A 14,469-nucleotide genomic window follows, 5' to 3' on the forward strand; every position below is an offset into this window, starting at 1 on the left:
TCAAGATTTAAATCATCTTGCACTGACTATAGCAAAATAAGACAGCCACCAATATTGCCCTAAGGTTAATTTCAAGACAGCTTTATTGCGCGTTAGAAATCAAGGACTTATAGACAGCAGTATGTAGATATTTTGATAAGCTAATATCAAATGTATTTACCATCGACCATCACTGGACGACTGACGAGCCAAGCAATCACAACGTTTGCAATCATCAGTATCAGAATAATAAAAAGCGGCAGACTCCAGCTATCAGTCGCTTCATGGAGCCCGCCTGTGCCAAGCGGACCAAAAAAGGCAATCAAATAACCGACGGCCTGTGCCATACCAGACAGCTCACTTGATTGATTGGTAGTATAGGTACGCAGGGAAAACAGCATCATACTCAAGGTAAAAATCGCTGAGCAACCAATCCCCATCATGGCTGACCATAGCCACGCCAACTCAGTAGATAGATAGCTGATACCTAATACGCCAATGACATTGAGCACAGCGGCAAACACGGCGAGTGCTTGAATAGGACGACCACGATTAATCAGCCATGTCAGACTCAAGATAGAGATGGGTGCCATAAACTGAAACACAGAACCCATTTGGCCAGCGCTCACGGCAGATAGCCCTTTACTAACCAAAATAGAAGGCAAAAAACTGGCAACGGTATAAAACAGTAATGATTGTAGCCCCATAAAGACAGCAATTTGCCAAGCAAACGCCGTTCGCCAAATAGAGATAACAGAGGCATCTTTATCTGTAGATATGACGAGTTGGTGGTTGGATGAGCCCAAACGCACACGCAAAAATAACCAAATCAATAACGCAAAAATACCTAAAACCGTCCATCCACCCAGCGCCCATTGCCAGCCTACTTGCTCAGACAAAGGGAGGACGATGCCTGAGACTATCCCAGCGGTCACCGTCATTGTTAAACTAAACAAACCCGTAATCAGCGGAATATGTTGCGGAGTATGTTGCTTGATGACAGGCGCGGCCAGTGTATTGGCAAAGCCAATGGCTAGAGTCAGCAATAAAGTACCGATTAAAAACCCAGTCCACGTCGGGATAACGGTACGCAGAATCATGCCAGTGGTTAATAGCGCGATCATGGCAATCAGCGTATTTTCAAGTCCGAAGCGCTTGCCAATGGCTGGCGAGATCAGCGCACCAAGGGCAAAACCCAGCATCGGCACCGCGCCCAACCAGCCAATCTGTATCTCCGAGATATTGAGTGCTTCTTTCACCACTGGCGCGATAGCGCCCAGCGCAACGATAGGGGCACGCATATTGGTCGCTAGCAAAATCATGGCACATAGCACTAACCAAAAGGTGAAACGTGATGAAGGCAGATTGGATGAGGTAGACATAGCAGCACAACGATAACAGGGAAAAAGGACACGTTATAAGACAGCGCCGAAAAATCGTCGCTTGTAAAACAACACCAAAGATCATTTACTCAGACACGTACCTAAACGGTAATCAATAACGTCAAACAGAACTAAAAATTTGCAGAGGGCAAAACAGATAAGTTTGCTGGCCAATTTTTTAAATAGAAAATATCTAGATAGAGAGTGTCTAAATAGGAATAATAAGAGATGGCGACATGAAAATAACGCCAAGTCACTTTGAATGACTTGACGCTATTATACGAACAGATGTTAGGTAAATACTACCTGCGTATGGTAACCAATGAGTTTTTACACAGATTTGCCGAGTTGGGCAGCTCTTAACGCGTTTTCTTGTTGTTCTGCCATCAATGAGTCGCACTTGTTGGGATCATCGCCACAAAATGAGCACTGCTCATCACCCATCAATTTGGCAACACCACCACAAGAGCCTTTGAGCGGCTTTTTTTTGACCATATAACCGATGCCCATAAAAACGAAAAATAGGATAAACACTGTAAAGGTAATGGCAAGCATAGGAAGCAATTGGCTAAGCATAGAGGAAACCTCATTGTCAAAAGTGGGGCAGTTGCTGTTAATGATAATGATGTACTTTTAATGGCAACTAACTAATAGTATAGCAAATTTTGGTGTTGCTCGTTGCGCGTTATCGTATTCTCTTGTTTCAATGCCAAAAACTTACTAGGGCTTTTTGTCAGCGCGTAATGCTTGCATTGCTGGTGTCTGAACCACTTGCCAGTCATCGATATTATCATCAGACACGTTATCAGAAACATTACTCTCAGACCCGTCTGTTTTTATATCGTCAGCCAACACCACAAACATAGCAGCCAAGTTTTGAGCTTTAGCGACATCTAGTGCTTTATGATAGGGCATCGCTGTCAGCGCTGTCGCCCATGCATCAGCTAATGCAACTGAATCAGCCGCGACAGTGACGGAGGGCGCACCGCCTGCGATGGGTTTTCCAGTGGTCGGATCGATGGTATGGCTATAGCGTTTGCCATCAAATATGACGGAGTTGCGATAGTTTCCTGAGGTTGCCAGATGCATTTGGGTCGCTGTGTTTTTTGGCTGACGAATGGCAGATATCGTTTGGCGCTCGCTGACAGTGCTGCCTTCAATAGGGGCGTCAATCGCAATTTGCCATGGCTGCTGTTGGTTGTTAACGCCAGATGTCGAAATTTCACCGCCAATCTCAACCATATAATTGCGAATTTGATAATCCTCTCTCAGCACATCGGCGATGACATCGACGCCATACCCTTTGGCAACGGCAGAAAAATCAAGCTCAACGCCATCTTTGGTTTTGGATACCGTTTGGTCTTTTTTTATAATACTCTCAAAGTCTACCAGTGCTTTTGCTTGGGCAATCTCGAGCGCTGTAGGCGGACTTTGTAGACGCTCGACTGTCATGGTGCTGCCAAAACCCCAGGTCTCGACAAGCGGCATCACCGTAGGATCGAATGCGCCGCCAGATTGCTCGTAGACAATCTTTGACACATCCAGCACCCGACTAAAATCAGCGTCGATGGTAATCGGTGTATTCTTATTCAACCGATTAAATTTAGAGATGGTCGAGTCGCTCTGATAGGTCGACATGCTGTCATTAATCTGTTTCAAGCGTTCATCGATTGACGCTTGTATGGCAGCTTCATCTGCATTATCAGGGAGCTGATAGCTGATATGGTAGCTTGTCCCCATCGTTTCACCAGTCAGATAGTTATAATCTGGTGTTTGCTGGCAAGCACTGAGACTCACCATACTAGCGAGACCCGCGATGCCAAGCAAAGAAGCATTTATGGGTTTTGAGGAGGCGGAGCAGTATCGGGTATTTTTCATAGGATCTTCGGTATAACGCAGAAATGAGTTGGGGTATAAAATAAGTCAGGCCTATTTTACACCCCTTAACCCTACAAATACCAATGATGGCAATGTTCGGTGACAATCTACTGCATACCAAGCCACTGCATACTAATCTACTGCATACCAAGCTATTTTACTTGCGACTCGCGTATGAGCTTATAAAGTTTGGGCGGTGAGACACGATTGACCCGTGTTGCCAGCTTTTCTTTACTGCCAGCGACCACGATATATTCTCCACCTTTTGAGAGTGCCTTCACCACTTGCTTTGCAAAATCAGTTGCCGTGAGACCGTTACTGGTTGCTTCATCCATGGTGCCCTGAGCGCTGCCATCACCTGTCAAGGCATTGATAGAGATGTTGGTCTGAATAAATCCTGGGAATATCGTCGCAACCTCTATACCTTTGTCATGCAACTCTGCCCGTAAACTGTTTGCCCACATATGCAATGCGGCTTTGGCTGCGCCATAAGCGCCGCGATATTGTGTCCCTAGTAATCCTGCGACACTTGATACCATGACGATTTTGCCGCCACCTTGTGCGATCATATCAGGCAGTATCAGTCTGGTTAGTCGCGTCTGAGCAAAGTAATCTACCTCCATAATCTGACGCTCGACGTCTTCGTCAGTTTCCATGATGAGTGAGCGCTGGCTAATACCGGCGTTATTGATGAGCCAATCAATGTTTCCAGCCTGAGCTTTGGCATTGTCATAGGCGGCTTTTGCTTGAGCAGCGTCACTGATATCAAACGGAATGACAATATGCCTATTCGCACGCTTACAGCTTTTTTTGACGGATTCTAGTTTTTGGTTATCACGGCCACTGAGAATAATTCTAGCACCACGCTTGGCAAAGGCAATCGCCAATGCTTGCCCAATACCACTAGAAGCACCCGTGATCCAAATGGTCAGATCTTTGTATTTGGTTTTCATAAGCGTCCTTTCTTAATATTTAGAGCGTTCATGATATAGGATAGCAATGCTGATCTACCAGTTAGATTTGTAGTTTCAACAACCACAATGATTGCTAAAAATCACACAAAAAAAGAGCCTCAATTGAGACTCTTTTTATATATTATATACACTTTTAAGTTTATCTGGCGGGGTTATTTAACCACCGAAATCATCAAGCATGATATTTTCGTCTTCTACGCCCAAGCTGTGTAGCATATCGATCACAGCAGCGTTCATCATCGGTGGCCCACACATGTAGTATTCACAGTCTTCTGGGTTTGGATGATCTTTCAGATAGTTTTCGAGCAACACGTTATGGATAAAGCCTGTTGGACCTTCCCAGTTATCTTCTGGTAATGGGTCAGACAGAGCCACATGCCATTCAAAATTGTCAAACTCTTCTTCTAGCTGATCGTAATCTTCAACATAGAACATTTCACGGATCGAGCGAGCACCATACCAGAAACTGATCTTACGATCGGTTTTCAAGCGCTTGAGCTGATCAAAGATATGCGAGCGCATGGGAGCCATACCAGCACCACCACCGACAAAGATCATTTCAGCTTCAGTCTTCTTGGCAAAGAATTCACCATAAGGACCTGAAACCGTCACTTTGTCGCCAGGGACCAGACTAAACACCCATGAAGACATTTTGCCCGGTGGAATGCCGTCAGGACCACGTGGCGGTGGACTTGCGATACGGATGTTGAATTTGATGATGCCTTTTTCTTCAGGGTAGTTGGCCATTGAGTAAGCACGGATAACGGGCTCATCAACTTTCGAGACATAGTTGAAGATACCGAATTTTTCCCAGTCTTCTCTATATTCTTCGTCAATCACAAAGTCTTTATAATGCACTTCATGCGGTGGCGCTTCAAGCTGCACATAACCACCAGCGCGGAAGTTGACTTCTTCGCCTTCTGGGATTTTTAGCACCAGCTCTTTAATGAAAGTCGCAACGTTATCGTTTGAGATAACCTCACATTCCCATTTTTGTACATCAAAGAATTCAGGATCAATCTCAATTTTCATGTCTTGCTTAACAGCTACCTGACAAGCCAAGCGCATGTGATTGCGGATCTCGCCTTGAGTAAAATAGCCTTCTTCGGTGGGCAAAATAGAACCGCCACCTTCAATAACGCGGCAACGACACTGCGCACAGGTACCACCGCCACCACACGCTGAAGACAAAAAGATGCCTTCGCCCGCTAGCGTTTGCAGTAGTTTACCGCCTGCTGGTGTCACCACGTCATTATCGGGATTATCATTAATATGGATAGTGACATCGCCTGAACTGACCAGTCTTGAGCGCGCCGCCAAAATAATAGCGACGAGGCCCATGATGATCAAGGTAAACATAGCAACGCCACCAATCGCCGTAGCGTAATCCATGGTAGGTATCCTTAATCTATGGGGTAGGGGTGCGAAGACATTTTTTATGCTGTGTCCGAACCCTTACCGAATAAATGAATTAAATAGATCAAATAGCTAATAGAAGCTTTGAGCTTAGTAGTTTAGATGGACATACCACCGAACGACATAAAGCCGAGCGACATAAGACCAACCGTGAGAAAGGTAATACCAAGACCGCGCAATGGCGCTGGAATGTCTGAGTATTTGAGCTTTTCACGAATACCTGCCAATGCAGTAATAGCAAGTGCCCAACCGAAGCCTGCGCCCACACCATAGACGACAGATTCACCAAAGTTATAATCACGCTCGACCATAAATAGTACACCACCCAAGATGGCACAGTTTACGGTGATTAGTGGTAAGAATACCCCAAGCGCGTTGTATAAACTTGGTACAAACTTGTCCAAGAACATCTCTAGAATCTGTACGGTGGCTGCAATCAAACCGATGTAACTAAGCAACCCTAAGAAGCTCAAGTTGATATCAGGGAAGCCTGCCCAAGCCAATGCACCATCTTTTAGGATGAACTGGAATAGCAAGTTGTTTAGCGGAACGGTGATGGCCATCACGACAATCACAGCAACCCCTAGACCAATCGCTGTCGAGACTTTTTTGGATACGGCCAAAAAAGTACACATGCCTAAGAAGTAGGCAAGTGCCATGTTCTCGATAAAGACTGAGGTTATAAATAAACTAATATAATGTCCCATTAGTGACCGCCTCCATGTGCCATGCCTTTAGACTGCGGCTTCATTACAAACTCAGCTTCTTCCACTTGTTCTGGTTTCCAGGTACGGACGATTGCGATAAACAAAGCAATAATGAAGAACGCTGATGGTGGCAATAGCAACAGACCGTTTGGTATATACCAACCGCCATCAGTAACTGGTTGTAGGATAGTGATACCAAACCAAGTACCTGCGCCTAACAGCTCACGAATGGTGGCAACGAATAGCAAGACCGCTGAGTAACCAAGACCGTTACCAATACCATCTAAAAAGCTTGGGATTGGCGGGTTACTCATGGCAAATGCTTCAGCACGGCCCATAACGATACAGTTGGTGATAATCAAACCAACGAAGACCGACAGACCTTTACTCACATCATAAGCGACCGCTTTTAGTACCTGATCTACCAAGATAACCAATGAAGCAATAATGGTCATCTGTACGATGATACGAATGCTCGATGGAATCTGCTTACGAATAATAGAGATAAAGAAGCTTGAAAATGCCGTCACCAAGGTGAGTGCCACACACATGACCATGGCATTGGCCATACTCGTTGTGACTGCCAGTGCCGAACAGATACCAAGAATCTGTAAACCAATGGGATTATTGTCAAAAATAGGCGTGGTTAAAATACTTTTAGTGTCAGCCATTTTATGCCTCCTTGCCATTAGCTATTGGTAGCGCGGCTGCCAATTCGGTGTTAAGTTGAGCGGCCGACGTTGACTGATTTGCTTGTGTATCTGCATCATCAAGGGTCTGACCGCTCTCTTTACGTAGCATATCTAGATAAGGCTTATAGCCTTGATCGCCTAACCAGAACTGAATCATGTTGCTGACGCCGCGGCTTGTTAGTGTTGCGCCGCTGATACCATCGACCCAATTGTCTTTCGGATTACCCGCTTTGGTCACACCAGTAGCAACGTTGCCATTGTCATCATAAGAATGGATGCCATTCCACTGTGCGCGCCACTCTGGCTCTTCAATACGAGCGCCAAGACCTGGGGTCTCTTTATGCTCATAAAAACTGATACCTTTGATGGTATTCATGTCACTTTCAAGCGTTAAGAAACCATAAATCGTACCCCATAGCCCGTAGCCTTGAATAGGCAATACAACCAGTTCAGGTTTGCCTGCGTCATCTTCTTTGACATAGACTTTGGCGTATTTTGGTTTACGGCCAATACCAGCAGGATCATTGTCGCCCAAGTCTTCGCTTAAGGCTTGGTTTTTGGTCGCTTGACTGGCGTCATAAGCATTACGATCAGGAATACCCGCCGTTTTTAACTCATCATCATCAAGGTAGTTGCCTTTATTTAGATCAATGATTTTGACATCAAAATCTTTAAAACGTTCGGCGACATCATCTGCTGTATCAGACTCAGTATTGTACATGTCAGCGGCGACCAAAATGTTTTTATTGCGATCCAAGCGTGCATTTTCGATTTGTGCAGGTTTTAGGCCAACAGCGACAGCTGAGACCAATACTGAACAAACCAAGCACAGCGTCAAAGCCACACTGATGGTTTTGGCATTATTACTTTTGGGCTTGGACATAACGAACCCTCCGAGCAGTTTGGCGTTTGATATTTGCTTGGGTCACAAAATAATCAAACAGTGGAGCAAATAAGTTGGCAAACAAGATAGCCAGCATGATGCCTTCTGGGAAAGCTGGGTTAATAACACGAATCAGAACGGTCATAAAACCGATCAAGATACCATAAGCCCAGCGGCCCTTATTGGTGTGGGCAGCAGAAACGGGATCGGTTGCCATGAATACTGCACCGAACGCAAAACCACCGATAACCAAGTGCCAGTAGAATGGCAAGCTCATCATCATATTGTCATCAGAGCCAATCAGGTTGAACACCAATGAAGTGGCAATCAAACCAACCACACAGCCTGCCATGATGCGCCAAGAAGCGATACGCGTCCATAACAATACGGCAGCACCCATCAAGATAGCCAAGGTTGATACTTCACCGATACTACCTTGCATGTTGCCTAAGAATGCATCACTCCACGTGATGGCATTGCCATAGACATCAACAAAGTCTTGAGGAACCACACCAAGCGCGGCAAGCCCAAGCGGGGTCGCACCTGAGAAGCCATCTACAGCTGTCCATACTGAGTCGCCAGACATATAGGCTGGATAGGCAAAGTATAAGAACGCACGGCCTGATAGGGCAGGGTTCAAGAAGTTTTTACCAGTCCCACCGAACACTTCTTTTGCGACCACCACACCAAAGATAATACCTAGAGCAACTTGCCATAAAGGAATATCAGGTGGTAAACATAGTGCAAACAGGACTGACGTCACAAAGAAACCTTCGTTAACTTCGTGTCCGCGGACGACCGCAAAGATAATCTCACAGAGAATACCGACGGCAAACGTCACGATATAAATCGGCAAAAACTGCATGGCTCCATAAACAAAGCTTGCCCAGATACTGTCTGGGTTGTAGCCTGCCATGCTAGTGATGACGGTACGCCAGCCTTCAGGTTGCAGACCGAGCTGAGCGATAGCGGTTAGTGCTTGATGACCGATGTTGTACATACCCCAAAACATTGCTGGGAAAGTACATAGCCATACCGTAATCATAATACGCTTTAAGTCGATACCGTCACGAACGTGTGATGAAGCGTACGTTGTGGTGCCTGGCTGCCGAAGAAACGTATCAAACATCTCAAAAATAGCATAATACTTTTCGTGTTTGCCGCCTTTGGTAAAAGATGGCTCCATACGATCGAACATATTGTGTAAAAATTTCATCGTGGTTAGCCCTCCAGCTCAATGCGCGTTAAGTTATCACGCAAAATATCACCGAACTCATATTTGCCAGGAGATACAAAGGTGCATAGTGCCAAGTCTTCTTCATCCAACTCAAGTGCACCCAAATCAGTGGCACTGATGATGTCTTCGACAATCAAAGCACGTAACAATTGAGTGGGCAGGTAATCTTGAGGCATGACTTCTTCAAAGACACCAATCGGTACCATGGCGCGAGGTGAGCCATTACTTGTTGTGGTGAAATTGTACTTTTTGCCACCAAAAAACTGCGAGATGTAGATAGGCAGCTTTGAGAAGCGGTTTTTACCGGGGCTAAAGAAGTGAAACGCAGGACGCTCACGACCTTCAGGCAGTGCACTGATCTGGTTGTGGAAGCGACCAAGATAAGCGATATTGTCAAATACTCTGCGACCAGACAATACTGAACCTGAGATGATACGGTTCTCGCCTGCCGCTAGCTGACCTTTGGTTAATGCCGTAATATCAGCACCACGCTCGGTTGCAATCAGATGCGGATTGGTAACCGCAGGGCCAGCCAAGCTTAGCATACGACGTGTATATAGATGTCCAGTTGTGAACAGCTTACCAATCGCAATCACATCTTGATAACCAATCGTCCATACGGTCACGCCGCGGCTGATAGGGTGCAAGAAATGAATGTGCGTACCTGCAAGACCTGCTGGATGTTTACCCGCAAAGGCATGATACTCAGTGACATTATTAGCCGCAGTTTTTGCAACTGGCGTCAACTGGGCGTCGCCATGGTGGCAGACAAAGGTCTTGGGCGTGAGTGTTGAGAGTACTGCTAGGCCATCATTGAACGCTTGTAGCTGCTCATTGATTACCAGCATTGGATCAAGGGCGAGTGGATTGGTGTCCATTGCTGTCACAAAGATAGCATGTGGACGAGCGCCGATTTCGGGCGCACGGCTATAGGGACGTGTGCGAAACGCAGTCCATTCGCCAGAGGCAATCAGTTGGGTTTCAACGACTTCAGAGTCTAGGTCAGCAAGCTGCTGTGAGTCATAGCGCTCAAAGTCTACTTCTTCACCATTCGGGTCGACCTCAATCACAAGACTTTCAAACACTCGGCGCTCACCGCGTTTAACAGCGACGACCTTACCAGCAGCAGGGGCAGTATAGATGACGCCAACACGCTTTTTGTCTTCAAAAACGGGCTGACCTTTGGCTACAATGTCACCTTCTTTGACATTCATCGTAGGCTTCATGCCCACGTAATCATAGCCAATAAGTGCTACATGTGTCGGTTGGTGCTCAGATATCTCGCGGGAGGGTTCACCGGTGATGGGCAAATCCAAACCTTTTTTGATGGTAATCATAAGCGAAAACTTAGTCCATAGTCTAAAACGATACCAGACATCCTGTTTGGTACATCGGTAGCTTGAACATTTATCTCACTCAATAAAGCCTTCAATCATCTATTTCTATACTGAAATAAGGATGAAAGCTCTCTGAAGATAATACATGATCATAACTACTATTAAGAGTATTAACGCTGACCTTAGACTCCTTAACAACACGTTAATGTCTTATTCGAATTACCAAAGTGGCGACTGGCTACCAAGGTGTATGCTAAAACTATTGAATCAAAATCAATCGCCAAAAGCACATTGCCAACAGAGATTACTTTGAAAATAACAGCCTTATCATACGTTTCATTGAAATTAAAAACTTGTAATACCAGTATGATGGGCCACTTTTATCCAATCAGCATCATTCAAAAATACGCAATTTTTTAGAGGTGTGACTAAAAACGATCTATTGAAGTAGATGATAAACTGGCTAAAAGACAACCTAGATAAGCAAGCATCACATCATTTTTGTGAGCTGCCAAACTCTAGTCATAACTATTTTATATTGTTAGCTAGTAATAGGGTTTTAAACGGCATCCAATGGGGCTTTATACTGCAGTATCGGTGGTATACAGACTACCAGATTAGATTTCTATTATAACCCTTTTGGGCAATATATCAGTTAATATCATACGGATATATTGAGCCATTGCTCATTGTCTCTGAGGCATTATGAAGTGCGATTAAGCAATACCGTCTCAACAAAAAGCGTAACGCATGGTTACTATCACATAGAAACAAATAAAAATTTACCTAGGATTATACGCTAAATTGACCTAAAATTGCCAGTCAGTAATAGAATTTAACGAATGTTGGTAGTGATTCTACGTATTACAACTTATGGTTATGATTGTTTGGTTTCGATTGTATCCTATCTCTATTTGAGCAGATTTCTGACCTATTTTATTTGGTTTCTCGAATTTGTCTATAATTTATGCCGCGTTTGCGTGGTGTTTTCTATCGTGGTCTGATGCTTCGATTTCGTTTTATTCTCAACAATGTAATTGTCTAAATTTATTGCCAATATTATGCTTTATAAGGAATGCTATATGTGTGCTGTGCCTGTCATTATCCCGGCTATTGATTTAAAAGATGGTAAGTGCGTACGTTTAAAACAAGGCCGTATGGAAGATGATACGGTATTCTCTGATGATCCCGTTGCCATGGCGGCACGTTGGGTAGATGAGGGCGCACGCCGTCTGCATTTGGTCGATTTGAATGGTGCTTTTGATGGCGTGCCAGTACACAGACAAGTGGTCAATGATATTACCAAAGCATATCCGAACCTGCCTATTCAATTGGGTGGTGGCGTGCGTAATATGAATACTATTGAGCAATACATTACTGCCGGTCTGACCTACATTATTATTGGTACAAAAGCTGTTGAAGAGCCGGATTTTGTGGCAGAAGCTTGCCGTGAATTTGCAGGACACATCATTGTTGGTATCGATGCCAAAGACGGTATGGTCGCCACTCATGGCTGGGGCAATGTTACCGATACCAAGGCGACCGAGCTTGCCAAGCGCTTCGCTGATGTGGGTGTTTCTTCTATTGTGTATACTGATATTGCCCGCGATGGCATGATGCAAGGCGTGAATGTTGAACAAACCGTCAATTTGGCGCGTGAAGGCGGATTACCTGTGATTGCATCAGGCGGCGTTACTGATATGAAAGACATCGAGCTATTAAAGCCTTATGGTGATTGTATCGAAGGTATTATTACTGGTCGTGCTATCTATGAAGGCACGTTGAATTTGAGCGAAGCGCAGCTTTACTTAGATAGCTAAATAAATTAAAAATTAGTCGGTTAAAATCAGACAGCTAATTATCAGCAATCAGCTAAGCGAGAAAAACCCGTAAAAAATAAAGGATGCTTATGGCCAGTTATTTTGACCGTCCAATGATACGCCGCTTTATAAATGCGTGGGGTCAAATGGTGTTGCTGTTAAGCATCTTTTGTACGTGGCCCACCTATGCTGCTGGTGAAGAACTCTCTGGCATTGCAACCGTACTTGGCGTGGAAAGTACACAAGAGGCAACACCTGATAGTGATTCTGCGCCAGACGAGGAAGCATCAGACCCCGCCACCTCATTATCGACACCTGCTCAGCCCCCTGTCATCAGCGGCGAGAGCACCAATAACGGTCAAATTGAAATCACACCCACCCCGCAAAAAGATAATGAAATCCGTCAGCGTATCAATGGTATTTTCTCTGAAATCGAAGGCCTACAAGCCGTTACTGTCAGTGTGAGCCAAGGCGTGGTCACCTTGGCAGGAGAGACTGCCAACGAAAAAAAAGCGCAGCAGGCCATCAATCTGACCAACCGTTTGACTGATGTAGTCACCGTTGATGACAATATCAATCGAACGTTGGACGTTCAAGAGAATGTCTCGACAGTTTATCAAGGACTGAAAGCGCAACTGGAAAACTTAGTGAAGGCGTTACCTTTACTGTTAGTCGGCATCGTTATCTTTGCATTGGTGACATGGTTTGGCAGTTGGTTATCTAATCGCAAGAGAATGTGGCAGCGCTTAACGCCAAATCCGTTTGTCGCCGAGCTATTATCACAAACAGTCAAAGTTATTTTTATTATTTTTGGTCTGATCTTGGGACTGAGCCTTATCGGGGCAGAAACCATCTTAGGTACTTTGCTTGGCGGCGCAGGTGTCATCGGTATTGCCGTTGGTTTTGCGGTCAAAGATACCATCGAAAACTATATTGCCTCACTAATGCTCAGTATCCGCCAGCCATTTCGCGCCCGTGATCAGGTGGTTATCAATGGTCAAGAAGGTATCGTGGTTCGCCTTACTTCGCGAGCCACGATCTTGATGACGCTAGATGGTAACCAGCTGCGTATTCCCAATGCTGAGGTGTTTAAAGGCACCATTCTCAACTATACCAAAAATCCCGAGCGCCGCTTTACTTTTGAATTAGGAGTGGATGCCAATGATGATCCGCTAGCAGCCATCAAAGTAGGACTGGATGCGATCGATACGCTCGCATTTGTATTGGATGAGCCCAAAGCCATCGCGGTGATTACCAATGTGGGTGATTCCAATATTGTGCTAGAGTTTCAGGTTTGGGTAGATCAATCAGAGACGGACTTTGCCAAGGCCCGTAGTATTGCCATTCGTGAGACCAAGCATGCACTCGAAAACGAGGGCTTTAGTTTACCTGAGCCTATTTATCGCCTGCGGTTTAATAACAAATTAGAAAAAGCCTTTGAGCACATGCAGGGCAGTGCGGATAGCGCTAAATCTGACATGACCATCACCCCAACCACGCCTGAGCCTGTTGCCGAGCCTCAAGCTGATGAGCGTCCTGTTGACGATAAAGATAAAAAGCAAGCGAAGGCGCGAGCCAAAGTTATTTTGCAAGGCCGTAATGCTGATGATGTCCTCGATGCTCGCCCTGATGACAAGCTGATGGAAAAGGTCGAGCAAGAGATTGCTCAAAGCTCAGATGAAACGGATTTGCTCAATAATAATAGTCCGCAAGAATAGTAAGAGATAGTAGGTTTAAAAATAGGCACAAAAAGTGCAATCGAACTCGTATTTGGTAGCTAATCAAAGACGAGATTTTTTATGGAAATGAAGCATGTAACTATATTTGCCGTAATCGGCATCGTGGCACTATTGGGCTTTAACATCATCAATGGCAATAGTCATGAGAAAAACAGAGAGGTTGCCATTAGCAGTACTGTTTCTGAACAGCCTACAGCAGCTGTATCTGATGCAGATAGCTTTAAGAATAGCTCTGCAAATATCGCCAGCAAACCACTTGGCGAACAGCCAAAAGCCATTTTAGATGATGCAACCAATAAAATCGATCAAGCACAGCAATCTGAGCAAGATCGTTTGGAACAGATGAGTAATGCACAGTAAAAAAATATTTAACCTAAAACTATAAATAACAAAGCATAAAAAAGGGCCAACGTTATCGTTAGCCC

At 44.9% G+C, this 14,469-nt stretch carries 13 protein-coding genes; 3 read left to right on the forward strand and 10 right to left on the reverse strand.

What is annotated here, in order from left to right; all coding sequences use genetic code 11:
• Positions 1-146 precede the first annotated feature (146 nt).
• The 10 genes from GYK50_RS00485 to GYK50_RS00530 all read right to left on the reverse strand — a co-directional run bounded on the left by GYK50_RS00485 (position 147) and on the right by GYK50_RS00530 (position 10,485).
• Complete coding sequence (locus GYK50_RS00485; protein ID WP_071002699.1) at positions 147-1,361, reverse strand: MFS transporter; 1,215 nt, start codon at positions 1,359-1,361, stop codon at positions 147-149.
• A gap of 330 nt (positions 1,362-1,691) precedes the next feature.
• Positions 1,692-1,937 (reverse strand): (Na+)-NQR maturation NqrM, encoded by a 246-nt coding sequence (gene nqrM, locus GYK50_RS00490; RefSeq protein WP_058025258.1) that lies wholly within the window; start codon positions 1,935-1,937, stop codon positions 1,692-1,694.
• A 144-nt stretch (positions 1,938-2,081) separates the two neighbouring features.
• Positions 2,082-3,161, reverse strand: a complete 1,080-nt coding sequence (locus tag GYK50_RS00495; protein WP_392397120.1) for an FAD:protein FMN transferase — start codon at positions 3,159-3,161, stop codon at positions 2,082-2,084.
• Positions 3,162-3,391: 230 nt separating this feature from the next.
• On the reverse strand, positions 3,392-4,192 hold the full coding sequence (locus GYK50_RS00500) for an SDR family NAD(P)-dependent oxidoreductase (protein ID WP_071002701.1): 801 nt from the start codon (positions 4,190-4,192) through the stop codon (positions 3,392-3,394).
• Between the two features lie 177 nt (positions 4,193-4,369).
• A complete protein-coding gene (gene nqrF, locus GYK50_RS00505) occupies positions 4,370-5,605 on the reverse strand; it encodes an NADH:ubiquinone reductase (Na(+)-transporting) subunit F (protein WP_071002702.1) in 1,236 nt (411 codons plus the stop codon).
• 122 nt (positions 5,606-5,727) lie between these two features.
• Positions 5,728-6,336 (reverse strand): NADH:ubiquinone reductase (Na(+)-transporting) subunit E, encoded by a 609-nt coding sequence (nqrE, locus tag GYK50_RS00510; protein ID WP_058025262.1) that lies wholly within the window; start codon positions 6,334-6,336, stop codon positions 5,728-5,730.
• Positions 6,336-7,007: an NADH:ubiquinone reductase (Na(+)-transporting) subunit D gene (locus GYK50_RS00515; protein ID WP_186475369.1), complete on the reverse strand. Its 672-nt coding sequence runs from the start codon at positions 7,005-7,007 to the stop codon at positions 6,336-6,338. The genes nqrE and GYK50_RS00515 overlap by 1 nt, the downstream gene beginning before the upstream one ends.
• Position 7,008: 1 nt before the next feature.
• Positions 7,009-7,911, reverse strand: a complete 903-nt coding sequence (locus GYK50_RS00520) for a Na(+)-translocating NADH-quinone reductase subunit C (protein WP_093070337.1) — start codon at positions 7,909-7,911, stop codon at positions 7,009-7,011.
• Positions 7,892-9,127 (reverse strand): NADH:ubiquinone reductase (Na(+)-transporting) subunit B, encoded by a 1,236-nt coding sequence (locus tag GYK50_RS00525; RefSeq protein WP_071002705.1) that lies wholly within the window; start codon positions 9,125-9,127, stop codon positions 7,892-7,894. Before GYK50_RS00525 ends, GYK50_RS00520 begins: the two co-directional genes overlap by 20 nt.
• A 5-nt stretch (positions 9,128-9,132) precedes the next feature.
• Positions 9,133-10,485: a Na(+)-translocating NADH-quinone reductase subunit A gene (locus tag GYK50_RS00530; RefSeq protein WP_212564078.1), complete on the reverse strand. Its 1,353-nt coding sequence runs from the start codon at positions 10,483-10,485 to the stop codon at positions 9,133-9,135.
• A gap of 1,082 nt (positions 10,486-11,567) precedes the next feature.
• On the opposite strand from GYK50_RS00530, the gene hisA reads away from it, so the two are divergent.
• From hisA to GYK50_RS00545, 3 genes are all read left to right on the forward strand, one after another.
• Positions 11,568-12,305 (forward strand): 1-(5-phosphoribosyl)-5-[(5-phosphoribosylamino)methylideneamino]imidazole-4-carboxamide isomerase, encoded by a 738-nt coding sequence (gene hisA / locus GYK50_RS00535; protein WP_212564079.1) that lies wholly within the window; start codon positions 11,568-11,570, stop codon positions 12,303-12,305.
• Positions 12,306-12,394: 89 nt separating this feature from the next.
• Entirely contained in the window at positions 12,395-14,023 is a 1,629-nt protein-coding gene (locus GYK50_RS00540) for a mechanosensitive ion channel family protein (protein WP_228724657.1), read from the forward strand.
• 81 nt (positions 14,024-14,104) lie between these two features.
• Positions 14,105-14,404 carry a hypothetical protein gene (locus tag GYK50_RS00545; RefSeq protein WP_071002709.1) on the forward strand — a complete coding sequence of 100 codons (300 nt, stop codon included), beginning with the start codon at positions 14,105-14,107 and terminating at the stop codon, positions 14,402-14,404.
• Positions 14,405-14,469: the final 65 nt, after the last annotated feature.

It is taken from the genome of Psychrobacter pacificensis, from assembly GCF_018336615.1.
Lineage (GTDB): Bacteria > Pseudomonadota > Gammaproteobacteria > Pseudomonadales > Moraxellaceae > Psychrobacter > Psychrobacter pacificensis.